Origin of the sequence: Streptomyces glomeratus (assembly GCF_021462825.1) — a bacterium.
Lineage (GTDB): Bacteria > Actinomycetota > Actinomycetes > Streptomycetales > Streptomycetaceae > Streptomyces > Streptomyces glomeratus.
In genome coordinates this window covers 374,618-399,238 of the sequence record NZ_JAKEEB010000003.1, presented here as the reverse complement: position 1 = coordinate 399,238, position 24,621 = coordinate 374,618, and the positions used below count along the sequence as shown (strand labels likewise).

Genomic DNA, 24,621 nt, shown 5'->3' with positions numbered 1-24,621 from the left:
CGCTGCACCATGACGGCCCACCGACGGCCCCGGCGACCGGACATCCTGGGCCGACGGCCTGCCCGGCCATCGACCCAGGATGCGAGAGCACCCACCAAACAGCCCTGACCTGCGGCTACAGCACCGGCAGGTTCTTGCGCAGCTCGAATGCCGTGACCTCCGAGCGGTACTCCTCCCACTCCTGCTTCTTGTTGCGCAGGAAGAAGTCGAAGACGTGTTCGCCCAGGGTCTCGGCGACGAGGTCGCTGCGCTGCATCAGGGCGAGCGCCTCGCCGAGGTTCTGCGGGAGGGGCTCGATGCCCATCGCCCTGCGCTCGGCGTCCGTGAGCGCCCACACGTCGTCCTCGGCGCCCGGCGGCAGCTCGTAGCCCTCCTCGATGCCCTTCAGGCCGGCCGCCAGCAGGAGCGCGTAGGCCAGGTACGGGTTGGCGCCCGAGTCGAGCGAGCGGACCTCGACCCGTGCCGAGCCGGTCTTGCCCGGCTTGTACATCGGGACGCGGACCAGGGCGGAGCGGTTGTTGTGGCCCCAGCAGATGTACGACGGCGCCTCTCCGCCCGCGCCCGCGGTGCGCTCGGAGCCGCCCCAGATGCGCTTGTAGGAGTTCACCCACTGGTTGGTGACCGCCGAGATCTCCGCCGCATGGCGCAGCAGACCCGCGATGAAGGAGCGGCCGACCTTCGACAGCTGGTACTCGGCGCCCGACTCGTAGAACGCGTTGCGGTCGCCCTCGAAGAGGGACAGGTGCGTATGCATGCCGGAGCCGGGGTGCTCCGAGAACGGCTTCGGCATGAACGTCGCCTGGACGCCCTGCTCCAGCGCCACCTGCTTCATGACCAGGCGGAACGTCATGATGTTGTCGGCCGTGGAGAGCGCGTCCGCGTAGCGCAGGTCGATCTCCTGCTGGCCCGGGGCGCCCTCGTGGTGGGAGAACTCGACCGAGATGCCCATGGACTCCAGCATCGTGATCGCCTGGCGGCGGAAGTCCATGCCGACGTTCTGCGGGGTGTGGTCGAAGTAGCCGGAGTTGTCGGCCGGGGTGGGGCGGCTGCCGTCGAGGGGGCGGTCCTTCAGCAGGAAGAACTCGATCTCCGGGTGGGTGTAGAAGGTGAAGCCCAGGTCGGAGGCGCGGGCCAGGGCGCGCTTGAGGACGTAGCGCGGGTCCGCGAAGGACGGGGAGCCGTCCGGCATGAGGATGTCGCAGAACATACGGGCCGTGCCCGGGGCCTCGGCGCGCCAGGGCAGGACCTGGAACGTCGACGGGTCCGGCTTGGCGATCATGTCGGACTCGTAGACGCGCGCGAAGCCCTCGATCGCGGAGCCGTCGAAGCCGATGCCCTCGTCGAAGGCCTGTTCCAGTTCGGCGGGCGCCACGGCCACGGACTTGAGGAAGCCCAGCACGTCCGTGAACCACAGGCGTACGAAACGGATGTCGCGCTCCTCCAATGTCCGGAGCACGAACTCCTGCTGCTTGTCCATCTTCCGCTTCCCCATCCTTGCTGGTCAGGCCGCCTGCCCCCGGTGCCGCGGGGGAGACGGTCGGGCACCTGAGCATCCCACCACAACAGCGTTTCGTGCGCGTTGCGGACCATGATCGGCCGGCCGATCCGGGACCGAACGCCTCACTACGGCGGGTGTTCCGCTCTGCCGCCCATCTTGCCTGTTCGTCGGCCCATCTGTAATGGCCGGCCTCATCCGGGTTCCCCACTAAAATTTGCATCTCAGATGCAAGTTTTATTACCGTGATGCCGGCCGAAAGGCCGCCCATCCCCCGCGTAAGGAGTGCCGATGCTGTCCGAACAGTCCGCCGCCACCGTCCGCGCCACCCTTCCCGCCGTCGGCGCCGCTCTCGGCGAGATCACCGAGCGCTTCTACGCGGGGCTGTTCGCGGAGCACCCGGAGCTGCTGCGCGACCTCTTCAACCGCGGCAACCAGGCGGCCGGCACCCAGCGGCAGGCGCTGGCGGGCTCGATCGCCGCCTTCGCCTCGTTGCTCGTGGAGCACCCGGACCGGCGGCCCGACGTGATGCTGCACCGCATCGCCCACAAGCACGCCGCACTGGGCGTGACGCCCGAGCAGTACAAGGTCGTCCACCAGCACCTCTTCGCGGCCATCGTGGAGATCCTCGGCGACGCGGTCACCCCTGAGGTCGCGGCCGCCTGGGACGAGGTCTACTGGCTGATGGCGAACGCGCTGATCGCGATCGAGAAGCGGCTCTACGCGGCGAGCGGGCAGACCGGCTGGCGGACCTGGACGGTCGCCGGACGCGTGGAGGAGACCGCGGACGTCGCCACCTTCCAGCTGCGCCCGGCCGACGACGGTCCGGTCCCGGACTTCCGCCCCGGCCAGTACGTATCCGTCCGCGTCGAACTCCCCGACGGCGCCCGGCAGATACGCCAGTACAGCCTCTCGGCCGCCCCCGGCTCGCCGCTGCGGCAGATCAGCGTCAAGCGGGTGCAGGGCGACACGGCCCCCGACGGCGAGGTCTCCGGCCACCTCCACGCGCGCGTGCACGAGAACGACACCCTGGAGCTGTCCGCCCCGTACGGCGACCTCGCCCTGGACGCCACCGACGCGCCCCTGCTGCTCGCCTCCGCCGGTATCGGCGTGACCCCGATGATCGCCATGCTGGAGCAGCTCGCCCACATCGGCCACACCGCCCCGGTCACGGTCGTGCACGCGGACCGCTCCCCCGCCGCGCACGCCCTGCGCGCCGATCAGGAGGGCTTCGCCGCGAAGCTCCCGGACGCCGACGTGCACTTCTGGTACGAGCAGGACGCCCCCGAGACCGCGCACACCGGCCGTGCCGACCTCTCGGCGGTGGCGGTCGCGCCCGGCACGCACGCATACCTGTGCGGTCCGCTGCCCTTCATGCGGGCGGCGCGCGCCCAGCTCATCGAGAAGGGCGTGGCGCCCGCCGACATCCACTACGAGGTGTTCGGGCCGGACCTCTGGCTGGCCCAGGACTGAGGGGCCGCGGGGTCCCGCAGGGCTAGGGCTTCCGGGAGATGCCCAGCAGCAGGGGCCCCGTCGGTGCCGCCACCACGTCCTCCACCGTCACCGGGTCCAGCGCGGCGAAGAACGCCTCCTGGGCCCGGCGCAGCGCACCCCGCAGCCGGCATCCGGTGTGCAGGGGGCACGGTGTGGCTCCCTCGCAGTCGACGACGTCGCCCTCCCCCTCGAAGGCGCGCACGATCGCGCCGACGGACGCCGTGCGGCCCGCCTCGGTGAGCGCGAGCCCGCCGCCCCGGCCGCGGCGCGCATCGAGCAGACCCATGTGCTGGAGTTCGGCGACGACCTTGGCGGCGTGCGTGTAGGGCACATCCATGGCCGCCGCGACCTCCCGGGTCGTGGGGCTGGACCCGCCGGTGACGGCGAGCCGCATCAGGACGCGCAGCGCGAGGTCGGTGGAGCGCAACAGCCGCATGCCTTCAGCGTAAATAATGTGCATCTGGTCTTCAAATTAACGGAACGAAAGCCGCTTCTTCGGTCATTGGCGTGTCCGGCCTACGTCCGCGCCGTCCCCGCCCACTACGATCAGCGGTTCCGAACGTCCTCCCCCCTCTCCAAAAGGACTGGCCATGGGCTCCGCCAACAAGACCGGCTCCGCCGACCGCAAGGCCCGGATAGAGGAGATGCGTCGCGCAGAGCGCGCCCGGCAGCGGCGCAACCGGATCCTCACGATCGCGGCCAGTGCGGTCGTCGTCGGCGGCCTGGTCGTCGGCGGTGTCGTCCTCATCCAGTCGCAGACCGGCGACAAGGCCGCCGCGGCGAGCGACGCCAAGGGGGCGAGCCACGCCAAGAGCCCGGGCCACTTCGTCACCGGCGCGGACGGCGTCAGGACATGGAAGGGCACTCTGGGCCGCACCCACACCACGAAGACCGTGTCGTACCCCATGGAGCCCCCGGTCGGCGGCGACCACCACCCGGTGTGGCAGAACTGCAACGGCGACGTCTACACCAAGCCGGTCGACAGCATGAACGCCGTGCACTCGCTGGAGCACGGCGCGGTCTGGGTGACGTACAACAGCAAGGCGGCCAAGGCCGACGTCGACGCGCTCGCCGCCAAGGTCAGGAAGACGCCGTACACGCTGATGAGCCCCGTCGAGGACCAGAAGGACCCGATCATGCTCTCCGCCTGGGCCCACCAGCGCACGGTGACGAGCGCGAGCGACCCGAACGTCGACAAGTTCCTCGCCGAGTTCGTCCAGGGCGCCCAGACGCCCGAACCGGGCGCGGCCTGCACGAACGGGCTGGGCCAGTGAGGCATATCGGCTGGATCGCCGGGGCCGCGGCGGCCGCGCTCGTCGCGGCCGGGGCGATCACCTACGCGGTCGCCGAGGACACGGGGCCCACGACGAAGGCGCCCACCGCCGACTCCGCGGACGCGGGCTTCGCGCGCGACATGGCGGTGCACCACCAGCAGGCCGTGGAGATGTCGTACATCGTGCGCGACCGCACGCGGAACGAGGAGGTCCGCCGGCTCGCGTACGACATCGCACAGACGCAGGCCAACCAGCGCGGCATGCTGCTCGGCTGGCTCGATCTGTGGGGACTGCCGAAGGTGTCCGCCGATCCGCCGATGACGTGGATGGGCATGGGCGACATGGCCTCGGGCGAGGACGGCGCGCTGATGCCGGGCATGGCCACCGACACCGAGCTGAGGAAGCTGAACACGCTGCAGGGCAAGCAGGCCGAGATCCTCTACCTGCAGATGATGACCGACCACCACAGGGGCGGCATCCACATGGCCGAGGGCTGTGTCGCCAAGTGCACGGTGGGCGTGGAGAAGAAGCTCGCACAGGGCATGGTCGACGCACAGCAGTCGGAGATCGAGCTGATGGCGACGATGCTCAAGGAGCGGGGCGCCAAGCCGCGCGACTAGGAGTCTCGCCGCTGCGCCATGAGGGGGCCGCAGGCCGCCGCAAGGAAGCCGCGACGATCGCAACCTTCCTGCAATCAACGGGAGTTGCCGAAACCGGGTCAAATGCCCCCTACTGCCAGCCACTTGGCTTCTTCTTGACCTCTTCATTCCCCTGGCATGAACCGTTCACCGGGAGAGTGGCCCCGATCGTGTGATCCATTCACCGCGCCGTTACCGCGCGATGTTCTACGCGGGTCACCGACCGACCACTCCATGCGACGAACCGCATCCAGGGGGTTCTATGAGATCCAACCGCGCCAAGGCGCGCGCCGGAGTGAGCTTGGCAGCGACACTGCCGCTGCTCACCGGCGCACTGGCGCTCGGCATTCCCGCGGCGCACGCCGCGGACAACCCCGGCCGGGCCTCGCTCGCGGGCACCAAGCCCGCGTGGGCCACGGCCAAGGCGGACAAGGGCGCTGCCTCGAACAGCGCCCAGGTCTCGGCCCGCGTCTACCTCGCCGGCCGCGACGCCGCCGGCCTGGCCGCCTACGCGAAGGCCGTCTCCGACCCGAGCTCGCCGCTGTACGGCAAGTACCTCAACGCCAAGCAGACGCAGGCGCGTTTCGGCGCGACCAAGGCCCAGGTCAGCGCGGTCAAGTCGTGGCTGAAGTCCGCGGGCCTCACGGTCACCGCGGTCACGCAGCACTACGTCGCCGTCACGGGTGACGTGGCCGCCGCCGAGAAGGCGTTCGGCACCCAGCTGCACAACTACGCCAAGGGCTCGAAGACCTACCGGGCGCCGTCGAAGACGGCCTCCGCGCCCGAGGCCCTCAAGGGCGCGGTGCTGACCGTCACCGGCCTGGACAACGCCCCGCACAAGGCGAGCCACCACGACCAGCTGCCGCCGCCGGACGCCGTGTTCAAGAACTCGGGGCCGTTCTCCTCGTACTTCGGCTCGAACACCGCCACGACGCTGCCGGACGCGTACGGCACCAAGATCCCGTACGCCGTCCAGGGCTACACCGGCAAGCAGCTGCGAGCCGCGTACGGCGCCGGGACGTACACGGGCAAGGGCGTCAGGATCGCCATCACCGACGCCTACGCCTCGCCGACCATCGCCTTCGACGCGGCCAGCTACGCGAACAAGCACGGCGACGCCGCCTACACCACCAGCCAGCTGCGCCAGGTGCTGCCGGACGGCTACACGAAGACCAAGGAGTGCGGGGCCGCCGGCTGGTACGGCGAGGAGACCCTCGACGTCGAGGCCGTGCACGCGGTCGCCCCCGCCGCGAACATCACCTACGTCGGCGCCGCCTCCTGCTACGACGACGACCTGCTCGACTCGCTCGGCAAGATCGTCGACAACCACCTGGCCGACATCGTCTCCAACTCCTGGGGCGACATCGAGGCCAACCAGACGCCGGACCTGGCGGCCGCCTACGACCAGGTCTTCCAGTTCGGCGCGGTGCAGGGCATCGGCTTCTACTTCTCCTCCGGCGACAACGGCGACGAGGTCGCCAACACCGGGACGAAGCAGGTCGACACCCCGGCCAACTCGGCGTGGGTGACCGCGGTCGGCGGCACCTCGCTGGCGGTCGGCAAGGGCGACAAGTACCTGTGGGAGACCGGCTGGGGCACCGAGAAGGCCGCGCTGTCCGCGGACGGCAAGAGCTGGGTGAACTTCCCCGGCGCCTTCACCTCGGGCGCGGGCGGCGGCACCAGCAAGACCGTGCCGCAGCCGTACTACCAGAAGGGCGTCGTCCCGAACGCGCTGGCCACGGCGAACAACGCCGCGGGCAACCGTGTCGTCCCGGACATCGCGGCGATCGCCGACCCCAACACCGGTTTCCTGGTCGGCCAGACGCAGACCTTCCCGGACGGGTCGCAGCAGTACAGCGAGTACCGGATCGGCGGCACCTCGCTCGCCGCGCCGGTGATCGCGGCCGTCCAGGCCCTGGCGCAGCAGGCGCAGGGCGGCAAGGCGATCGGCTTCGCCAACCCGGCGATCTACGCCAAGTACGGCTCGAAGTCGTTCCACGACGTCACGGACAACCCGACGGGCTCCGGCCTCGCCGTGGCGCGTGTCGACTTCGTCAACGGCCTGGACGCGAGCGGCGGTCTCAACACCTCCGTGCGCAGCCTGGGCAAGGACAGCTCCCTGAAGGCCGTGAAGGGCTACGACGACGTGACCGGCGTGGGCTCGCCCGCCCCGGGCTACGTCGACTCGTGGCGCCGCCCCTGACCGGCGGAACCTCTCGGTGACCGCGTCGCGCCCGTCCCCCTCGTCGGGGGGCGGGCGCACGTGCGTGTGCGCCCGGGATCGACACGACGGGATCGTCAACCACGGGGATGGGTACGAGACGGGGCGCCCCGGCTGCCTGCCGTCGGCCGCGTGGGCTGGGCCACACCCCATTGCGTCGCTTTGACGATTACACTGGGCACGTGCCTCAACTACGCCTCGCCCTGAATCAGATCGACTCGACCGTCGGAGACATCGCCCGGAACGCCGAGGCGATCGTCCGCTGGACCCGGCACTCCGCCGACCAGGGGGCGCATCTGGTGGCGTTTCCGGAGATGGCGCTGACCGGATATCCGGTCGAAGACCTGGCCCTGCGGTCGTCGTTCGTCGAGGCCTCGCGCACGGCCCTGACGGACCTCGCCGCGCGTCTGGCCGGCGAGGGCCTCGGGGAGCTGCCGGTGATCGTCGGCTATCTGGACCGCTCCGAGACCGCCCAGCCGAAGTACGGCCAGCCGGCCGGCGCCCCTCAGGACGCGGCGGCGGTGCTGCACCGCGGCGAGGTCGTCCTCACCTTCGCCAAGCACCACCTGCCCAACTACGGCGTCTTCGACGAGTTCCGCTACTTCGTGCCCGGCGACACGATGCCCGTGGTGCGGCTGCACGGGATCGACGTCGCCCTCGCCATCTGCGAGGACCTCTGGCAGGACGGCGGCCGCGTGCCGGCCGCACGCACCGCCAAGGCCGGGCTGCTGCTCTCGATCAACGCCTCGCCGTACGAGCGGGAGAAGGACGACACGCGCCTGGAGCTGGTGCGCAAGCGGGCGCAGGAGGCCGGCTGCACCACCGCCTACATCGCCATGATGGGCGGACAGGACGAGCTGGTCTTCGACGGGGACTCGATCGTGGTCGGCCCCGACGGCGAGGTGATCGCGCGGGCGCCGCAGTTCGTCGAGGGCTGCGTGGTCCTGGACCTCGATCTGCCGGCTGCGCAGCCTGACGCGCCCGAGGGTGTGGTCGACGACGGGCTGCGCATCGACCGCCTGGTGCTGTCCGAGGAGCCGCTGCCGCCGTACGAGCCCGAGCTGACGGGCGGGTACGCGGACCGGCTCGAGGACGACGAGGAGATCTACTCGGCGCTGGTGACGGGCCTGCGGGCGTACGTGACGAAGAACGGCTTCCGGTCCGTCCTCATCGGTCTCTCGGGCGGTATCGACTCGGCGCTGGTCGCGGCGATCGCGTGCGACGCGGTGGGCGCGGAGAACGTGTACGGGGTCTCCATGCCCTCCAAGTACTCCTCCGGGCACTCCAGGGACGACGCGGCGGAGCTGGCCCGGCGCACGGGCCTGCACTTCCGTACCGTCCCCATCGAGCCGATGTTCGCCGCCTACATGGACGCACTGGGGCTGACCGGCCTGGCGGAGGAGAACCTCCAGTCCCGGCTGCGCGGCACGCTGCTGATGGCGATCTCCAACCAGGAGGGCCACATCGTGCTGGCGCCCGGCAACAAGTCGGAGCTGGCGGTGGGCTACTCCACGCTGTACGGCGACTCGGTGGGCGCGTACGGCCCGATCAAGGACGTGTACAAGACGTCGATCTTCCAGCTCGCGCGGTGGCGCAACCGCGCGGCGGCGGAGCGGGGCCAGACGCCGCCGATCCCGGAGAACTCGATCACGAAGCCGCCGAGTGCGGAGCTGCGCCCGGGACAGGTCGACACGGACTCGCTGCCCGACTATCCGGTCCTGGACGCGATCCTGGATCTGTACGTGGACCGGGACCAGGGCGCGGACGCCATCGTGGCGGCGGGCTTCGACCGCGACCTGGTGGTGAAGACGCTGCGCATGGTCGACACGGCGGAGTACAAGCGCCGGCAGTACCCGCCGGGCACGAAGATCTCGGCGAAGGGCTTCGGCAAGGACCGCCGTCTGCCGATCACGAACCGCTGGCGCGAGCACGCGTGACGCTCCGCCGGGGGCGCCGTGGTCCATACGGCGTCCCCGGTGCGACGGGCCGTGGCCCGGTGGCTGCCGTCGGGCCGTGGCCCGGTGACTGCCGTCGGGCCGTGGTCCGGTGACTGCCGCCCGCCATGGCCTGGGGCTGCCGCCCCGGACTCCGCTGCGGCCTCAACGGCCCCGGGGCCCGGCCCGCCTGGCTCGCGCCTCAGCCGCGCACGCTCTCGGCGTGCTCAGGGACATGCGTCGCCACCAGCCGCTCCCGGGCGGGCCGCGGGGCACTCCGGCCACGGTCCACGGCATACGCGACTGCCGCCACCGCGAGGCCCAGCACCGCCAGGCCCGCACCCGTGAGCGCCGGGGAGGTGACGCCGAGGCCCGCGGCCAGGGCCAGGCCGCCGATCCAGGCGCCGCCCGCGTTGGCCAGGTTGAAGGCCGCCTGGTTGGCCGAGGACGCCAGGGAAGGGGCGGCGGACGCCTTCTCCATGACCATGAGCTGCAACGGGGAGCCGGTGACGAACGCCGCCGTGCCCAGCAGCGCCACGGCCAGGGCCGCGCTCCACTCGGCGTTCATCAGCAGCGGGAACAGCCCCAGCACCGCCGCGAGCGCGATCAGGCCGCCGAAGAGGGTTCCCCGCAGCGAGTGGTCCGCGAGGCGGCCACCCACCAGATTGCCGATCGTCGCGCCCACGCCGAACAGAGCCAGGAGCAGGGTCACGCTGGCGTCCGCGTAGCCCGCCGCGTCCGTCAGCATCGGCGCGATGTAGCTGTACGCCGCGAACAGCGCGCCGAAGCCGGCCACCGTCGTGCCCAGCGCCAGCCAGACCGGCAGGGAACGCAGGGCGGCCAGCTCGCCCCTCAGGCCGCCGGCCGGGGCGTGGGTGTGGTCGCGCGGGATCAGGAGGGAGAGCGACACGATCGCCGCCACGCCGATCGCGCTGACGCCGAGGAACGTCGCCCGCCACCCCAGGTGCTGGCCCATCAGGGTGGCCACCGGCACGCCGGCGATGTTGGCGACCGTGAGGCCCATGAACATCAGCGAGACCGAGCGGGCCTTGCGCTCGGGGGTGACCAGACCGGTCGCGACGACCGCGCCGACGCCGAAGAAGGCACCGTGCGGCAGTCCGCTGAGGAAGCGGGCGGCCAGCAGCCAGTCGTAGCCGGGCGCGAGCGCGGACAGCGCGTTGCCGACGACGAACAGGGCCATCAGGCCGATGAGGACCGTGCGGCGGGACAGCCGGGCGGTGAGCGCGGCCAGCAGCGGCGCGCCGATCACCACGCCCAGCGCGTACGCCGAGACCAGGTGCCCGGCGGTGGGGATGGATATGTGCAGGTCGTCCGCGACATCGGGCAGCAGGCCCATCATCACGAACTCGGTGGTGCCGATGCCGAAGGCGCCCACGGCGAGGGCGAGCAGGGCCAGGGGCATGAGGGACCTTTCAGAGCGGAGTTCCGTACCGGGGACGTCAGTATGTTCAAGTACGGAACAAAGTCTCTCACGTCAAGTATTCCTGCGGGTTAAGACCCCATGTCTTACAGACCCATGTCTTACAGACCCATGTGTTACAGACCCATGTGTTACAGACCCATGTCTTACGGCCCCATGTCCCGGGGCCCACCGCAAGAGCTCGTGCCACAAGGCCCCACGCCAGAGGCCCGGTGCCTCTACGACCCGGTGCCGACCTTCACACGGGCCGCGACCGGCAGATGGTCGCTCCCCGTGCGCGGCAGGGTCCACGAGCTCATCGGCTCCACACCCCGGACCATGATCTGGTCGATCCGCGCCATCGGGAACGACGCCGGCCAGCTGAACCCGAAGCCGCTGCCCGCCGCGCCCTGCGTGGAGCGCATCTGCGAGGTGACCTCGTTGAGGGCACGGTCGTTCATGGTGCCGTTGAGGTCCCCGAGCAGGATCACCTTGTCCAGCTGCTCATGGACGATGGCCTCGCCGAGCGCGTCCGCGCTGGTGTCGCGCTGGCGCGCGGTGAACCCGGCCGCCAGCTTGACGCGCACCGAGGGCATGTGGGCGACGTAGACGGCGATCTGCCCCTGGGGCGTGTCCACGGTGGCCCGCATCGCACGTGTCCAGCCCAGTTTGATGTCCACGGCCTTCACCCCGCCGAGCGGGTACTTGCTCCACAGGCCGACCGTGCCCTGCACCGAGTGGTACTTGTACACCGGCGCCAGCGCCCGCTCGTAGACCGGGACCTCGGACGCCTTGAGCTCCTCCAGGGCGAGCACGTCCGCCCCCGAGGCGGCGACGTCGCGAGCCGTGCCGGAGGGGTCGGGGTTTTCGGCGTTGACATTGTGCGTGGCGACGGTCAGATCGCCGCCACTGCCGGTCTTGTCGCCGAGCAGCCCACCGAAGAGGTTGAGCCAGACCGTCACCGGCACCACCATGGCGATCAGCGCGGTCGCCGACTTCCGTACCAGCGCGAGGATCAGCAGCAGCGGGATGCCGACGACACCGAGCCAGGGCAGGAAGGTCTCGCTGAGACTGCCGAGGTTGCCGACGGCATTGGGGATCTGCGCGTGCAGCAGCATCACCAGCGCGAGGAGGAGCGCGAGCGCGGCCGTCACGATGCCGCGGCGCCAGATGCCGCGGTCGCCGCGCAGTCTCTGGACGAGGCGCCGGAGCCGGAATCCTGGGCGGCGGGGACCCGTGCCGCCGCTGCCCGTCTCCGTCATGTACGCCTGCGCCATACGTCGCCTCACACCTTGCCGTGCATACCGTCGTCCCCCGGGTTACGACCCTAGGGGATGATCGGTCCGATCCCGCCGTCCCATGACGGCCTTACGCGGACGAGGACGAGGACGGCCGCCTCCGGAGTTCCGGAGGCGGGCACGAGGGGGCCTTCTGTGACAAAACCAGCACACAGGGCCCGGGAAACTCAGGAACTGACGGGCCGTAGCCCTTCCAGGACCGTGTCGACGATCTCCTCGGCGAGGCCCTCCTCCAGCGCGGCGTCGGGGCGCAGCACGGAACGCACCAGCATGGGGCCGACGAGGATGTCGTTCATCAGCTCGATGTCCACGTCCCCTCGCAGCTCGCCGTTCTCCTGCCCGCGGCGCAGGACTTCGAGCCCGAGCCGGCGCCGGGGGGCGACGACGGTGGCGTGGTAGGCGGCCCAGATCTTGGGGCTGCTCTTCATCTGGGCGTGCACGTTGTGGAGGATCGCCGAGGAGCGGCTGGCCAGGCCGCGCTGCCGCAGCGACTCCAGGAGCACGACGAGGTCGTCGCGCGTCGAGGTACCGGGCAGTTCGGGGTCCTCGGGCTCGGTGGCGCGCATGACGTCGACGAAGAGGTCCTCCTTGTTGCTCCACCGGCGGTAGATGGTGGCCTTGCCGACGCCGGCGGTGCGGGCGATGCCCTCTATGGACAGGTCCGCGAGGGACACACCGTCCTCGATGAGCTTCATCACACCTTCGATGATGGCCCGTTCGACGGCCTCGCTGCGGGGGCGTCCGCGTACGGGGCAGTACTGCTGGGGCCGGCTGTCGGCGAGGCTCACATTCGACTCCGTCCTTGCTTCACTGGGGACATTCTCCCCGGTGTGCGCGGTGCCGGGCACCCGCACGCTGCCGGTGCCCGGGGTTGACGCGTCGTCAGCGGTCGTCAGTGGTCCGCGGCCACCAACTCCGCTTCCTCTTTGCCCTTCGGCGCCACGGGCGCCTTCCCGGGCAGGAACAGTGCCACCACGAGGGCGCCGATCACCGCCACGCCCGCACCCCACAGCGCCGTCACGTGCATCGCGTGCAGGAAGGCGTCGTTGGCCGGGGAGACCAGCACCTTGCCGTTGGGGCCGAGCTTCGCGGCCACGCCGAGCGTCGCCTCGATCGACTCGCCCGCGGTGTGCCGGACGCCCGCCGGGAGGAAGGCCAGTTTGTCCTGGATGCCGTCGCGGTACGTCGTCGACAGCACGGAGCCGAGCACCGCGATACCGAGCGCACCGCCGACCTGGCGGAAGGTGTTGCTGAGCGCGGACGCGGAGCCCGCCTTCTCGCGCGGCAGCGCCTGCATGATGACGACGCTGGTCGGGGTCATGATGTGGGCCATGCCGGTGCCCATGAGGAAGAAGACGACCTCGAGGATCCAGATCGGCGTGTCCGCCTCCAAGGCGGCGAAGGCGGCGAGCATCGCCGCGATGACGATCATGCCGGCGGTGGTCGTGGCGCGGTTGCCGAACCGGTCCACCAGCAGCCGGGCGCGCGGAGCGAAGATCATCTGTGCGGCGGCCAGCGGCAGCATCAGCAGACCCGTCTGGAGCGGCGAGTAGCCCCGGACGCTCTGGGTGTAGAAGACCGAGAAGAAGGTGACGCCCATCAGCGCGAAGAAGACCAGGGCTATCGCGGCGATGGCGGCGGAGAAGACCTTGTTCTTGAAGTACGCGACATCGATGGAGGGATGGTCGCTGCGCTTCTCGAACACCACGAAGAGCGCGAGGACGGCGAGACCGGCGGCGATCGTCGCCAGCACCTTGGTGTCGGTGAAGTCGGCGAGCTGGCCGCCCTTGATGATGCCGTAGACGAGCAGGACCAGGCCGACGACGGACAGGAGCACGCCGACGGGGTCGACCCGACCGGGGCGGGGGTCGCGGGAGTCGGGGACCAGCCAGATCATCAGGGCCAGCGCGAGGATCACGATCGGCACGTTGATCAGGAAGACCGAGCCCCACCAGAAGTGGGCGAGGAGCACACCGCCGGTGATCGGGCCTATCGCGATGGCGAGGCCGACGCCGCCGGCCCATATACCTATGGCCTTGGGCTGCTCCTCCCGCTCGAAGACGTTCATGAGTACCGCGAGCGTCGCGGGCATCACGAAGGCCGCGCCGAGGCCCATCACCGCGCGGAACGCGATGAGCTGGGCCGGGGAACCGGACTCCGCGGCGAGCGCCGACCCCACGCCGAAGACGGCGAGTCCGGCCAGCAGCGTCTTCTTCCGGCCCAGGCGGTCGCCGAGGAGTCCCGCGGTGAACAGCAGCCCGGCGAATACGAGGGTGTAGGCGTTGATGGCCCACTCCAGCTCGCTCTGGGTGGCACCGAGACCGGTCGGCGCCGGAGTGGAGATCGTCTTGATGGCGACGTTGAGGATGGAGTTGTCGAGCACAACGATCAGCAGGCTGAGCATCAGTACGCCGAGGATGGCCCATCGGCGCTGGTGCACCGCCTCCGGCACCCGCCGTTCGACAGAGGCAGCTGGAGTAGTCATGGTCATGAGCCTAGGGCATTTACGAAACGGAACCGTCTCGTATCGAAACTCTTTACGCAGACGTTGACTTCTTTACGTAGATCTTAAGAAGTGGCCACCCGTGGCACCGGCGCCCATGGCACTAGCCGCCCGTGGCACGAAGTGCCACCATGGGGGTGATCCGGGGACGCCGTCAGGGCGCCTCGAGATGACAGAAGGAGCCGTTGCGATGACGCAGCTTCCGGCTGCCCAGGAGCAGCCCGTCCAGGGTGCGCTCAAGCCCTCCGACAGCAGCAAGGCGCTGTACGGGGGAAAGAGCACCCGACGCATCACCGTCCGCGACATCACCGCCGCCAAGGAACGCGGCGAGAAGTGGCCCATGCTCACCGCCTACGACGCGATGACCGCGTCCGTGTTCGACGAGGCCGGCATCCCGGTGATGCTCGTCGGCGACTCGGCGGGCAACTGCCACCTCGGGTACGAGACGACCGTGCCCGTCACCCTCGACGAGATGACCATGCTCTCCGCCGCTGTCGTCCGGGGCACCAGGCGTGCGCTGATCGTCGGCGACCTGCCCTTCGGCTCCTACCAGGAAGGCCCGGTGCAGGCCCTGCGCTCGGCCACCCGCCTGGTGAAGGAGGCCGGGGTCGGCGCGGTCAAGCTGGAGGGCGGCGAGCGCTCGCACCGCCAGATCGAACTGCTGGTGGAGTCCGGCATCCCGGTCATGGCACACATCGGCCTGACCCCGCAGTCCGTCAACGCGATGGGCTACCGCGTGCAGGGCCGGGGCGAGGAGGCCGCCGCGCAGCTGATGAGGGACGCCAAGGCGGTGCAGGACGCGGGCGCGTTCGCGGTGGTCCTGGAGCTCGTCCCGGCCGAGCTGGCGGCCGAGGTGACACGGGCGCTGCACATCCCGACGGTCGGCATCGGGGCCGGGCCGGAGACGGACGCGCAGGTGCTGGTGTGGACCGACATGCTGGGGCTGACCGGGGGCCGGGTGCCGAAGTTCGTGAAGAAGTACGCCGATCTGCGCCAGGTCATGGGCGACGCGGCAAGGGCGTTCGCCGAGGACGTCACGGGCGGAACGTTCCCGCTCGAGGAGCACTCGGTCCACTGAGCGGCCGCCGGGTGCGCTGACCGACCCACTGCGGGCCGTTTCAGGCCGGCCGCGCAGTATCCCGCGCCCCCCTGGCGGGGCGCGCGACAGCCCGCCGATCTTCCCCCGTCGGCGGGCTGTCGCTCTTTGTGCTCCCGAACCGGCTCGGCTCCCGCGGACCTGTGCTCGCCCGGGACCCGTCGCCGGCTGTCGGGGAATCATCGGTGGCTGTCGGCGCCCTGTAGGCGGTTTGTCGGTGGCGGCTGACACCTTGGTCGGCATGACGCGAATCGACAACAACCCCAGCGAGGCCGCCCCGGACGCGGCCGTCACCGTACGGGGGCTGGTCAAGCACTACGGCGAGACCAGGGCGCTGGACGGCGTCGATCTCGATGTGCGCGAGGGCACCGTCCTCGGCGTGCTCGGGCCGAACGGCGCCGGCAAGACCACCCTGGTCCGCTGCCTGTCCACCCTCATCGCCCCCGACGCCGGCCACGCCACCGTCGCGGGCTACGACGTAGTACGGCAGCCGCGGCAGACCCGCCGCGTGATCGGTCTCACCGGCCAGTACGCGTCGGTCGACGAGAAGCTCTCCGGCTTCGAGAACCTGTACATGATCGGCCGGCTCCTCGACCTGCCCCGCAAGGAGGCCAGGGCCCGCGCCGACGGGCTCCTGGAGCGGTTCTCGCTCACGGAGGCCGCCAAGCGCCCGGCGCGCACGTACTCCGGCGGCATGCGGCGGCGACTGGACCTCGCCGCCTCGATGATCGGGCACCCGGCCGTCCTGTACCTGGACGAGCCGACCACCGGCCTGGACCCCCGCACCCGGAACGAGGTGTGGACCGAGGTCAAGCGGATGGTCGCCGAGGGTGCGACCGTGCTGCTCACCACCCAGTACATGGAGGAGGCGGAGCAGCTGGCCTCCGAGCTGACCGTCATCGACCGCGGCAAGGTCATCGCGGGCGGACGTATCGACGAGCTGAAGGCCAGGGTCGGCGGTCGCACGCTGCGCATCCGTCCGGCCGATCCGCGGGAGCTGCGCCCGACGGCCACGACCCTCGACGAGTTCGGCCTCACCGGCCCCGGCCACGCGACCGTGGACACCGAGACCGGCACCGTCCTCGTACCGATCCTCAGCGACGAGCAGCTGACCGCGGTGCTCGGCGCGCTCACCGCCCGCGGCATCACGCTCGCCGCCATCTCCACCGAACTGCCCAGCCTGGACGAGGTGTTCCTGTCCCTCACCGGCCACAAGGCCAGTGCCCCGCAGGACGCGTCCCCCGCCCCCGAGGAGGTCGCCGTATGAGCACGGCCACCGTCACCGCGCCCACCGCACCGGTCGCCGACGGCCGCATCGGGCTGCGCGGCAATCTGCGCCACATCGGCGCCCTGGTCCGCCGCAACCTGCTGTGGATCCGCCAGGACCCGGAGTCGATGTTCGACGCGATCCTGTTCCCGATCGTCTTCTGCCTGCTGTTCGTGTTCGTGTTCGGCGGCGCGATCTCCGGGACCCACAACCGGCACGCCTATGTGAACTACGTGGTCCCCGGACTGATGGCGATGATGGGCATGAACATCGCCCAGGGCGTCGGCACCGGCTTCAACGAGGACTTCCAGAAGGGCGTGATGGACCGCTTCCGGTCGCTGCCCATCAGCCGGGGCTCCGTTCTGATCGCCAAGATCGCCGTGGAGATCGGGCGGATGCTGGTCGCCACGGCGGTGCTGCTCGCGGTGGGCTTCCTGCTCGGCCTGTCGGTGTCGAACGTGCCCGGCCTGTTCGCGGCCATAGGCCTGTCGATGGTCTTCGGATTCGGCGTCATGTGGATCTTTCTGACCCTGGGCGTGGTGATGAAGAGCGCCCAGGCCGTCCAAGGGATGGGGTTTCTCGTGCTGATGCCCTTGCAGTTCGGTTCGTCGATCTTCGCCCCGACCAGCACCATGCCGGGCTGGCTGCAGGCCTTCACCGACTACAACCCGCTGTCGACGCTCGCGGACGCGGCCCGCGGCCTGATGAACGGCCACGAGCCGGTCGCCCATGACGTGCTGATGACCCTCGGCTGGTCGGTCGTCCTCACGGCGGTGATGGCGCCGATCGCCATCCGCAAGTTCACCACCAAGAGCTGACCGGCCGGGCGGCACCGCCGGCCCGCGTCAGACGAGGGCGGCGGCCTCCTTCGCGGAGAGGCCGCCGCCCTCCGCGTACGCGGCCTCGTACGCCGCGTCGCCCAGCACGGCCCGCACGTCCGCCTCCGCCCTGGCCCGGGTCTCGCGCTCCATCCTTGCCTGGAAGTGGCCGGGCGGCAGCAGCCCGTCGGCGGCACCCAGACAGACCGCCGCGTCCCGGGCGCGGCTCCCGCCGTCCGCACGGGCGAGCGCGATCGCCGCGGTCGTCAGATGAATCGAGGTCAGGTGGGGCGCGATCATCACCGCCATCCGGTCCCCGGCCCGCTCGAGCGCCTGCCGCACCCTGGCCAGGGCCTGCGGGTACCGCTCCTCCAGCACATCCAGCCAGGCGTCCAGACCGAGCACGATGCCGTCGAAGACCGGAAAGGTGAAGGCACCGAACTCTGTGCGCAGGATGCGCACTTGCTCGCGTGCCTCGGGGAGCCGGCCGGTGCGGCTGAGCCACCACGCCAGGGAGAGCCGGGCGAACGGATTGGCGCCGTTCGTCGTGTCGTGGACTTCCTCGATGACCTCGCGCAGCAGCCGCTCCCCCTGTTCCCCCTGCCCGGCCTCCAGCAGCACACTGCCCAGACGGGCTCCGAGCACGGCCATCTGGGTGCGGGCGCCGAGCTGTTCGGCGTACTCCCGGGCGGCCCGGTAGTCGTCGGCGGCGGGCAGGCAGTCGCCGCGCCGTTCGCGGGCCTCGCCGCGGGCGGACAGGGCCTCGGCCGTGCCCCAGGCGTCCCCGAGCCGGCGGAAGATCTCCAGTGCCTCGTCGGCGTCCCGGGCCGCGTCCCCCGCCCAGTCGCTGCGGTTGGCGAGCATGTTGGCGCGCACCTGGAGGGTCTGTGCCAGCTCCCAGGTGTAGCCGAGTTCACGGCAGGTGCGCACGGACTCGTCGAGGACCGCGAGCATCCGGTCCAGGTCGGCGCTGAGCAGGACCGCGAAGAACCACAGGGAACCGGGCACCCGGCAGGTCTGCGGCTGGCCGGGACGGTAGGTCTCGCTGACGACGCGCAGCTTCTCCCTGGCCTGCGGCGTGTCCCACGCCTGGAACTCCATGTCCATGCAGGCGAAATGGACGAGGTGGGCGCCGCGGCGGGCCTCCTCGAGGAGCTCCGGGCGCATCGGCGGCGGGCTGTCGGTGCACCGCTCGGGCAGATCGGGCACCGGCCGCGCGGGCGGCACGAAGGGATCGGGGCCGAGCGCCATGACGGCGGTGGACCAGATACGGCCCTCGGCGCGCAGATCCCGCATCTGCCAGTACCAGCACAGCGAGAGCAGCAGACACAGCGCCTCCTGCTCGTCGTGCGCGGCGACGGCACGGCGCAGCGCGGTGCGCAGGTTCTCGTACTCCACCTGCAGCCGTTCCATCGCGGAGCGCTGGGCCGACGAGCGCAGCAACGGGTCGGTGGTGCGGGCCAGTTCGCGGTAGTACGTGAGGTGCGCGCGCTCGGCGTCGGACCGTTCACCCGACTCGTCCAGCCGTTCGCCGGCGTACTCGGCGACGGTCTCCAGGAGCCGGTAGCGCATCTGTCCGTCGCCCGAAGGGGCGGCCACCACGAGGGACTTGTCGACGAGCGAGCCCAGCGCCTCCAGCGCGGCAGGTCCGCACACGGCCTCGGCGGCGGTCAGGTCGCAGCCGCCGGAGAAGACGGACAGCCGGCGCAGCACCGCGCGCTCGTCCGCGTCCAGGAGGTCCCAGGACCAGTCGACGACGGCCCGCAGGGTCTGCTGCCGGGGCAGCAGGGTGCGGCTGCCGGAGGTGAGCAGCCGGAAGCGGTCGTCGAGCCGGTCCGCGATCTGGCGCGGCGACAGCATCCGCAGCCGGGCCGCCGCCAGTTCGATGGCGAGCGGCAGTCCGTCCAGACGGCGGCAGATCTCGGCGGCGGCCGCCGCGGTCTCCTCGTCGGCGTCGACACGGAAGCCGGGCCGGGCGGCGGCGCCGCGGTCGGCGAGCAGCTTCAGCGCGTACGGCTGCGGCAGCGGTCCGACCGGGCGCAGCAACTCTCCCGGTACGCCGAGCGGTTCACGGCTGGTGGCGAGGACCGTCAGCCCGGGGCAGTGCCGCAGCAGATGGTCGACGAGGCGGGCGGCGGCGTCCACGACGTGTTCGCAGTTGTCGAGGATGAGCAGCATGCGGCGACGGGAACAGTGCTCGGCGAGCCGCAGGAGCGGGTCGTCGTGCCGGTCGGCGACGACGCGCATCTCCTCGGCGCCCGCGCCGCGCAGCACGGTCTCCCGGGCTCCCACGGCGGTCAGCACGGCCTCGGGCACCGCCTCGGGGTCGTCGAGGGGCGCGAGCTCGGCCAGCCACACCCCGTCCGGCGCCTCGCGCGCCACGGCCTCGGCGGCCTCCTGGGACAGCCGCGTCTTCCCGGCGCCGCCGGGCCCGAGCAGGGTCACGAGCCGGGCGGCCGCGAGGTCACCGCGCAGGGTCTCGATGTCGGTGTCCCGCCCGACGAAGGAGGTGAGGCGGGCCCGGAGGTTGCCGGGGCGCGACGAGGGGACGGGACCCGTGCCGCCGGGAGGTGCGGCGGGCGTGTGCGGGACCGTGGCGTGCGGGGCGTCGGCGTGCGGCAGGGCGCCGGACGGCACGGGTGCCGGGACGCGCGCCGCCTGTCCGTGCAGCAACTGCCCGTGCAGCGCCCGCAGTTCCGGCCCCGGATCGGACCCGAGGCGGTCCGCCAGCAGCTGTCGTACGTCCTCGTAGGCGGCCAGGGCCTCGGCCGGACGGCCCGCGTCGCGCAGCGCGCGCAGCCGCAGTGCCTGGAGGGACTCGTCGAACGGATGCAGGTCGCACAGGGCGGTCAGCTCGGGCAGATGCCGCTCCCCGTCGCCGAGGCCGAGGGCGGCGGCCAGGCGGCCACGCCGCGCGTCGAGGCGGCGGGTCTCCCAGCGGGCCCCCTCCGCGGCGCGGTCCGGAAGGTCGGCGAGGGCGGGCCCGTGCCACAGGGCGAGGGCGTCGTCGAGCACGACCGCCGCCTTCCCCGGGTCGCCGTCGGCCAGCGCGCGCAGACCCTCGCCGACGAGCCGCTCGAAGCGGTGCAGGTCGACGTCGTCCGGGGCCGCCGCCAGCCGGTAGCCGCCGTCCGCCGACTCCACCGCGTCCGGCCCGAGCGTCCGGCGCAGCCGTCCGACCAGCGCCTGCAGGGCGCCGGTGGCGTCGGCGGGCGGGTCGCCGTCCCACACCTCGTCGACGAGCAGGGCGACGGGGACCGGCCGGCCGGCCCGCAGGGCGAGCACGGTCAGCAGAGCACGCAGCCGTGCCCCGCCGATCGGGACGGGCGTGCCGTCGGCGCAGAATGCCTGGGTGGTGCCGAGGATGCGATAGCGCACGGGGTCCATTGTCTCCGGTGGCGAGAGGAGTACCGCCCTGCTCATGGGCCCCCGCCCGGAGTGAGGCCGGGAAGGCGGGTAAACCGTGAGTCGGGGCGGGCCGGTCACGGGCCTTGCAGGGCCCCGCCGGGCACATCGAGGTCGACGAGGACGCCCGACCGTCCCTCGCCGAACCACTTCGGGCAGCGGTACACGACGTCCAGCGAGCGCTCGCCGGGCACGGGCACATGCGTGCGCGAGCCGGGCGAGACCGGAGCCCAGGTCTGGTTCACCAGCCGGATGGCGCGCACCTGCCCGGTCGTCTCGGCCCGGAGATCGCTGTGACGCTCGACACAGAGCAGACCGCCGAAACGGCCGTCCGCCCCCGCGGCGTCCCCGGACAGGGCGGCAACCAGCCCGTCCACCGCCCGCACCATCCGGAGCTCGCCGGTCGCCTCCACCACCGATCCGGGGAAGGTGCTCAGCCCGTCGTCCCAGCCTCCGCCGAGCACGTCGTCGGCGTCCGCGAGCAGCAACGGCCAGCTCACTTCCTCGCCCACCGAGAACGGTGTGCCGCAGCACTCCATCTGCCAGTCCGCGTAGAACACCTTCCAGATACCCACGCCCCCACCTTTGCGGAACTCGGTCCCGACGGCGAGACGTTTTCCGGGTGTGCCCGGTACGGTCGGGCAGTCCGCCGCACACGCAGAGTCCAGGGAGCCCCATGACCACCGCCGCCACCCGGCGCAGCGACCGGAGGATCAGCCCCGTCTTCGTCGGGCTGCTGGCCGTGACGGCGGTCACCGGCTGGGCCACCTGGACCGGTTTCGCCGAACAGCCGGGCGTCGCCGTGTTCCTGTTCGTGACGGCCGCCTGGATCGTGTCGCTGTGTCTGCACGAGTACGCGCACGCGCGCACCGCCCTGCACAGCGGTGACATCTCGATCGGCGCGAAGGGCTATCTCACGCTCAACCCGCTGAAGTACACCCACGCGCTGCTGAGCATCGTGCTGCCGGTGCTCTTCGTGATCATGGGCGGGATCGGTCTGCCTGGCGGCGCGGTCTTCATCGAGCGGGACCGGATCCGGGGCCGCTGGCGGCACAGCCTGATCTCGGCGGCGGGCCCGCTGACGAACGTCCTGTTCGCGGTGGTGTGCACGGCCCCGTTCTGGCTGCACGCACTGGACGGGGTGCCCGCCGACTTCCGGTTCGCCCTGGCCTTCCTGGCACTGCTCCAGGTCACGGCCGCGATCCTGAACTTCCTGCCGGTGCCGGGCCTGGACGGCTACGGGGTGATCGAGCCGTGGCTGTCGTACAACGTCAAGCGCCAGGTGGAGCCCTTCGCGCCGTTCGGTCTGCTCGCCGTGTTCGCGATCCTGTGGATGCCGTCGGTGAACGTCGCGTTCTTCGACGCGATCCACTCCGTGCTCAACGCGCTGGGCATCGACGACCTGCACAGCTACTGCGGTCAGGAGCTGTACCGCTTCTGGCGGCCCACGCCCGACGTCTGCGTCAGCCGGTGACCGACCGGCCCCGGTCCCGGCTGCGGCGGACGTAGTACCAGGCCATGTTCGACGAGATTCCCGCGAGCAGCACCCAGACGATCCCCAGCCAGCTGCCCTGGACGAAGGAGACGACGGCCGCGGCGACGGACAGGACGCACACGGCGAGGGCGTAGAAGGCGAGGCGGGGCATGGGGGTCGGCTCCTGAGGGACGGACGGTGTGGTCGTACGGCCTCCAGTGTCCCCCATGCCCGGGGCCCGGTCGGGGCCCGGTCGGCCCTGCCGGTCTAGACGTCGGTCACCCTCAGCCCGGCGTGCGCCTTGTACCGCCGGTTGACGGAGATCAGGTTCGCCACGAGAGCCTCGACCTGGTGGGCGTTGCGCAGCCGCCCGGCGAAGACGCCGCGCATGCCGGGGATGCGGCCGGCCAGCGCCTGCACGATCTCGACATCGGCGCGCTCCTCGCCGAGGACCATGACGTCGGTGTCGATCTGCTCGATCCCGGGGTCCTCGAGGAGGACCGCGGACAGATGGTGGAAGGCTGCGGTGACCCGCGAGTCCGGCAGCAGCGCCGCGGCCTGCTCGGCGGCGCTGCCCTCCTCGGGCTTGAGCGCGTAGGCGCCCTTCTTGTCGAAGCCGAGCGGGTTGACGCAGTCGACGACGAGCTTGCCGGCCAGCTCCTCGCGCAGGGACTCCAGGAGCGGGCCGTGGCCCTCCCACGGCACGGCGACGATCACAAGGTCGCTGCGGCGCGCGGTCTCGGCGTTGTCGGCGCCCTCGATGCCGTGGCCGAGCTGCTCGGCGGCGGCCTGGGCGCGCTCCGTCACACGGGAGCCGATGATCACCTTCTGGCCGGCCCTGGCGAGCCGGTAGGCGAGGCCCTTGCCCTGCGGCCCGGTTCCGCCGAGCACGCCGACGACGAGCCCGGAGACGTCGGGGAGATCCCAGGGGTCCTTGGCGGGGGCCTTGGATGCACTGTCGCTAGAGGTCATGGGCCGACTCTACGTGCGCTCCGGTCCCGCCCGCCGCTCCGATGAGGGCGGTCACGGGGATCCGGCGGAAGGTGATCGTCTCGTAGGCGCCGAAGTCGCCCGTCTCGTAGAGCAGGCCGACGGTGTCCGCGTCGGCACGGACCAGGTCGGAGTACGCGGCGGGCAGTCCGTCGAGGGGGTACGCGGGCCGCCAGGTGGTGCCGGCGTCGGCGGAGACGCGCACGGTCATCAGGGCGCGGAAGGCGGGGTCCGCGGGGCCGGAGAACAGAAGAAGGTCGGGGTCGCGCAGATGCAGGACGCTGCCCTGGCAGACGGGGGCGACGAGGCCCGCCTGCGGGCGGAAGGGCTTCACCAGGGTGCGGCCGCCGTCGGCGGAGTGGGCGTCGGCACGGTTGCCGGGGGACCGGGAGTCGTTGCGGGTGTTGAAGTAGACGCGCCCGTCGGGAAGTTCGGCCGCCGTGGTCTCGTTGACGTTGACGTAGCCGTCGGTGTTCTCGTCCAGGTAGCCGAGGTACCAGCTCTCGCCGCGGTCGTCGCTGAGGAGGCAGTGGCCGCTGTTGTACTTGGCCTCGGTGCCGGTGTCGGTGCCGGTGGGCGGGCGGGTGTGGTTGCCGGGGACGAGGACGCGGCCGGTGCTGAGCTGGAGGGCGTGGCCGGGGGTGGTGGCGTACCAGCGCCAGCCCGGCTTCTTCACCTGTGCGGTGATCTCGCGCGGGGCGGACCAGGTCAGCCCGTCGTCGTCGCTGTGCTGCACCCAGACGCGGCGCGCGTCGGCTGCCTTGACCTTGCCGCGCAGGATGGCGTCCTCCGTCGCGCCCGCCGCCGCGCGGACGTGGACGAGCAGGATGCGGCCGGTGTCCAGGACGACCGGCGCGGGGTTGCCGGCGAGGCCGTTCCCGTTGCGGGCGACGACCTGGAGCGGGCCCCAGGTGCGGCCGCCGTCCAGGGATCGTCTGAGCACGATGTGGATGTGCCCGTGGTCGGCGGCGGAGGCCACCCGCCCCTCGCAGAAGGCGAGGAGGGTACCGGCTCGCGTCGCCACGACGGCGGGGATCCGGTAACTGGCATGGCCTTCGCGTCCCGCCCGGAAAGGCACGGATCTCCCGACGGCCTCGGTGGTAACGGACCCTTCGGGGGTCTCGGTGGCCTCGCCTGACTCGACTGCCCCGGTGTTCTCGGTCATGCGGCTCCTCGGGCGGAACGGCTGCGGTACGGGACACGGCTCCTGTGAACCCTGGGTCGGCTCTTTGCCCGGTCGGGGCGAATTCGGGATGAACTCCGGGTCACGAGTGGCCGGTTGCGGCAGGATGCC

20 protein-coding genes are annotated in these 24,621 nt (G+C 71.4%); 9 read left to right on the top strand and 11 right to left on the bottom strand.

Annotation, left to right across the window (positions count from 1 at the left end; genetic code table 11):
- Positions 1–115: 115 nt before the first annotated feature.
- Complete coding sequence (gene glnA2, locus LZ604_RS05645; protein WP_234513056.1) at positions 116–1,477, bottom strand: gamma-glutamylpolyamine synthetase GlnA2; 1,362 nt, start codon at positions 1,475–1,477, stop codon at positions 116–118.
- Between the two features lie 309 nt (positions 1,478–1,786).
- On the opposite strand from glnA2, the gene LZ604_RS05640 reads away from it, so the two are divergent.
- Positions 1,787–2,968 carry a globin domain-containing protein gene (locus LZ604_RS05640; RefSeq protein WP_234513054.1) on the top strand — a complete coding sequence of 394 codons (1,182 nt, stop codon included), beginning with the start codon at positions 1,787–1,789 and terminating at the stop codon, positions 2,966–2,968.
- A gap of 22 nt (positions 2,969–2,990) precedes the next feature.
- On the opposite strand, the gene LZ604_RS05635 is transcribed toward LZ604_RS05640, so the two are convergent.
- Entirely contained in the window at positions 2,991–3,425 is a 435-nt protein-coding gene (locus LZ604_RS05635; protein ID WP_234513053.1) for an RrF2 family transcriptional regulator, read from the bottom strand.
- Positions 3,426–3,579: 154 nt separating this feature from the next.
- Here LZ604_RS05635 and LZ604_RS05630 point away from each other — a divergent pair, with 154 nt between their 5' ends.
- From LZ604_RS05630 to LZ604_RS05615, 4 genes are all read left to right on the top strand, one after another.
- Positions 3,580–4,263 (top strand): thioredoxin-like domain-containing protein, encoded by a 684-nt coding sequence (locus tag LZ604_RS05630; protein WP_234513052.1) that lies wholly within the window; start codon positions 3,580–3,582, stop codon positions 4,261–4,263.
- Positions 4,260–4,883 carry a DUF305 domain-containing protein gene (locus tag LZ604_RS05625; protein WP_234513051.1) on the top strand — a complete coding sequence of 208 codons (624 nt, stop codon included), beginning with the start codon at positions 4,260–4,262 and terminating at the stop codon, positions 4,881–4,883. The genes LZ604_RS05630 and LZ604_RS05625 overlap by 4 nt, the downstream gene beginning before the upstream one ends.
- 280 nt (positions 4,884–5,163) lie before the next feature.
- On the top strand, positions 5,164–7,104 hold the full coding sequence (locus tag LZ604_RS05620; RefSeq protein ID WP_234513050.1) for a S53 family peptidase: 1,941 nt from the start codon (positions 5,164–5,166) through the stop codon (positions 7,102–7,104).
- Positions 7,105–7,304: 200 nt separating this feature from the next.
- Positions 7,305–9,059, top strand: coding sequence for an NAD+ synthase (locus LZ604_RS05615; RefSeq protein WP_234513049.1), 1,755 nt, complete (start codon positions 7,305–7,307; stop codon positions 9,057–9,059).
- Between the two features lie 199 nt (positions 9,060–9,258).
- On the opposite strand, the gene LZ604_RS05610 is transcribed toward LZ604_RS05615, so the two are convergent.
- The 4 genes from LZ604_RS05610 to LZ604_RS05595 all read right to left on the bottom strand — a co-directional run bounded on the left by LZ604_RS05610 (position 9,259) and on the right by LZ604_RS05595 (position 14,259).
- Positions 9,259–10,479 carry an MFS transporter gene (locus LZ604_RS05610; protein ID WP_234513048.1) on the bottom strand — a complete coding sequence of 407 codons (1,221 nt, stop codon included), beginning with the start codon at positions 10,477–10,479 and terminating at the stop codon, positions 9,259–9,261.
- 236 nt (positions 10,480–10,715) lie between these two features.
- Entirely contained in the window at positions 10,716–11,753 is a 1,038-nt protein-coding gene (locus LZ604_RS05605) for an endonuclease/exonuclease/phosphatase family protein (RefSeq protein WP_234513046.1), read from the bottom strand.
- Positions 11,754–11,941: 188 nt separating this feature from the next.
- Positions 11,942–12,562 (bottom strand): TetR/AcrR family transcriptional regulator, encoded by a 621-nt coding sequence (locus LZ604_RS05600; RefSeq protein WP_234513044.1) that lies wholly within the window; start codon positions 12,560–12,562, stop codon positions 11,942–11,944.
- 104 nt (positions 12,563–12,666) lie between these two features.
- A complete protein-coding gene (locus tag LZ604_RS05595) occupies positions 12,667–14,259 on the bottom strand; it encodes an MFS transporter (protein WP_234513041.1) in 1,593 nt (530 codons plus the stop codon).
- Positions 14,260–14,467: 208 nt separating this feature from the next.
- On the opposite strand from LZ604_RS05595, the gene panB reads away from it, so the two are divergent.
- From panB to LZ604_RS05580, 3 genes are all read left to right on the top strand, one after another.
- Complete coding sequence (panB, locus tag LZ604_RS05590; protein ID WP_234513039.1) at positions 14,468–15,355, top strand: 3-methyl-2-oxobutanoate hydroxymethyltransferase; 888 nt, start codon at positions 14,468–14,470, stop codon at positions 15,353–15,355.
- A 259-nt stretch (positions 15,356–15,614) separates the two neighbouring features.
- Complete coding sequence (locus LZ604_RS05585) at positions 15,615–16,640, top strand: ATP-binding cassette domain-containing protein (protein ID WP_234513038.1); 1,026 nt, start codon at positions 15,615–15,617, stop codon at positions 16,638–16,640.
- A complete protein-coding gene (locus LZ604_RS05580; protein WP_234513037.1) occupies positions 16,637–17,458 on the top strand; it encodes an ABC transporter permease in 822 nt (273 codons plus the stop codon). Before LZ604_RS05585 ends, LZ604_RS05580 begins: the two co-directional genes overlap by 4 nt.
- A 27-nt stretch (positions 17,459–17,485) precedes the next feature.
- Here LZ604_RS05580 and LZ604_RS05575 read toward each other — a convergent pair whose 3' ends face one another.
- Together LZ604_RS05575 and LZ604_RS05570 are read right to left on the bottom strand one after the other, a co-directional pair.
- Positions 17,486–20,845: an AfsR/SARP family transcriptional regulator gene (locus LZ604_RS05575; protein ID WP_234513114.1), complete on the bottom strand. Its 3,360-nt coding sequence runs from the start codon at positions 20,843–20,845 to the stop codon at positions 17,486–17,488.
- Between the two features lie 95 nt (positions 20,846–20,940).
- Entirely contained in the window at positions 20,941–21,438 is a 498-nt protein-coding gene (locus LZ604_RS05570; RefSeq protein ID WP_234513036.1) for a DUF6578 domain-containing protein, read from the bottom strand.
- Between the two features lie 101 nt (positions 21,439–21,539).
- Here LZ604_RS05570 and LZ604_RS05565 point away from each other — a divergent pair, with 101 nt between their 5' ends.
- Positions 21,540–22,337: a site-2 protease family protein gene (locus tag LZ604_RS05565; protein ID WP_234513035.1), complete on the top strand. Its 798-nt coding sequence runs from the start codon at positions 21,540–21,542 to the stop codon at positions 22,335–22,337.
- Here LZ604_RS05565 and LZ604_RS05560 read toward each other — a convergent pair.
- Genes LZ604_RS05560 through LZ604_RS05550 form a run of 3 tightly spaced genes read right to left on the bottom strand, consistent with a single transcriptional unit; the run spans position 22,327 to position 24,492 of the window.
- On the bottom strand, positions 22,327–22,566 hold the full coding sequence (locus tag LZ604_RS05560; protein WP_234513034.1) for a hypothetical protein: 240 nt from the start codon (positions 22,564–22,566) through the stop codon (positions 22,327–22,329). The genes LZ604_RS05565 and LZ604_RS05560 overlap by 11 nt on opposite strands.
- A 38-nt stretch (positions 22,567–22,604) precedes the next feature.
- A complete protein-coding gene (gene npdG, locus LZ604_RS05555) occupies positions 22,605–23,309 on the bottom strand; it encodes an NADPH-dependent F420 reductase (protein ID WP_234513033.1) in 705 nt (234 codons plus the stop codon).
- Entirely contained in the window at positions 23,299–24,492 is a 1,194-nt protein-coding gene (locus LZ604_RS05550; protein WP_234513032.1) for a sialidase family protein, read from the bottom strand. Before LZ604_RS05550 ends, npdG begins: the two co-directional genes overlap by 11 nt.
- Positions 24,493–24,621: the final 129 nt, after the last annotated feature.

What these genes read in the sequence shown, in the direction of transcription:
- glnA2 (WP_234513056.1), bottom strand. Translation starts at nt 1,477, where the DNA reads ATGGACAAGCAGCAGGAGTTCGTGCTCCGGACATTGGAGGAGCGCGAC.
- LZ604_RS05640 (WP_234513054.1), top strand. Translation starts at nt 1,787, where the DNA reads ATGCTGTCCGAACAGTCCGCCGCCACCGTCCGCGCCACCCTTCCCGCC.
- LZ604_RS05635 (WP_234513053.1), bottom strand. Translation starts at nt 3,425, where the DNA reads ATGCGGCTGTTGCGCTCCACCGACCTCGCGCTGCGCGTCCTGATGCGG.
- LZ604_RS05630 (WP_234513052.1), top strand. Translation starts at nt 3,580, where the DNA reads ATGGGCTCCGCCAACAAGACCGGCTCCGCCGACCGCAAGGCCCGGATA.
- LZ604_RS05620 (WP_234513050.1), top strand. Translation starts at nt 5,164, where the DNA reads ATGAGATCCAACCGCGCCAAGGCGCGCGCCGGAGTGAGCTTGGCAGCG.
- LZ604_RS05610 (WP_234513048.1), bottom strand. Translation starts at nt 10,479, where the DNA reads ATGCCCCTGGCCCTGCTCGCCCTCGCCGTGGGCGCCTTCGGCATCGGC.
- LZ604_RS05605 (WP_234513046.1), bottom strand. Translation starts at nt 11,753, where the DNA reads ATGGCGCAGGCGTACATGACGGAGACGGGCAGCGGCGGCACGGGTCCC.
- LZ604_RS05595 (WP_234513041.1), bottom strand. Translation starts at nt 14,259, where the DNA reads ATGACTACTCCAGCTGCCTCTGTCGAACGGCGGGTGCCGGAGGCGGTG.
- panB (WP_234513039.1), top strand. Translation starts at nt 14,468, where the DNA reads ATGACGCAGCTTCCGGCTGCCCAGGAGCAGCCCGTCCAGGGTGCGCTC.
- LZ604_RS05585 (WP_234513038.1), top strand. Translation starts at nt 15,615, where the DNA reads ATGACGCGAATCGACAACAACCCCAGCGAGGCCGCCCCGGACGCGGCC.
- LZ604_RS05580 (WP_234513037.1), top strand. Translation starts at nt 16,637, where the DNA reads ATGAGCACGGCCACCGTCACCGCGCCCACCGCACCGGTCGCCGACGGC.
- LZ604_RS05575 (WP_234513114.1), bottom strand. Translation starts at nt 20,845, where the DNA reads ATGGACCCCGTGCGCTATCGCATCCTCGGCACCACCCAGGCATTCTGC.
- LZ604_RS05565 (WP_234513035.1), top strand. Translation starts at nt 21,540, where the DNA reads ATGACCACCGCCGCCACCCGGCGCAGCGACCGGAGGATCAGCCCCGTC.
- LZ604_RS05560 (WP_234513034.1), bottom strand. Translation starts at nt 22,566, where the DNA reads ATGGGGGACACTGGAGGCCGTACGACCACACCGTCCGTCCCTCAGGAG.
- npdG (WP_234513033.1), bottom strand. Translation starts at nt 23,309, where the DNA reads ATGACCTCTAGCGACAGTGCATCCAAGGCCCCCGCCAAGGACCCCTGG.
- LZ604_RS05550 (WP_234513032.1), bottom strand. Translation starts at nt 24,492, where the DNA reads ATGACCGAGAACACCGGGGCAGTCGAGTCAGGCGAGGCCACCGAGACC.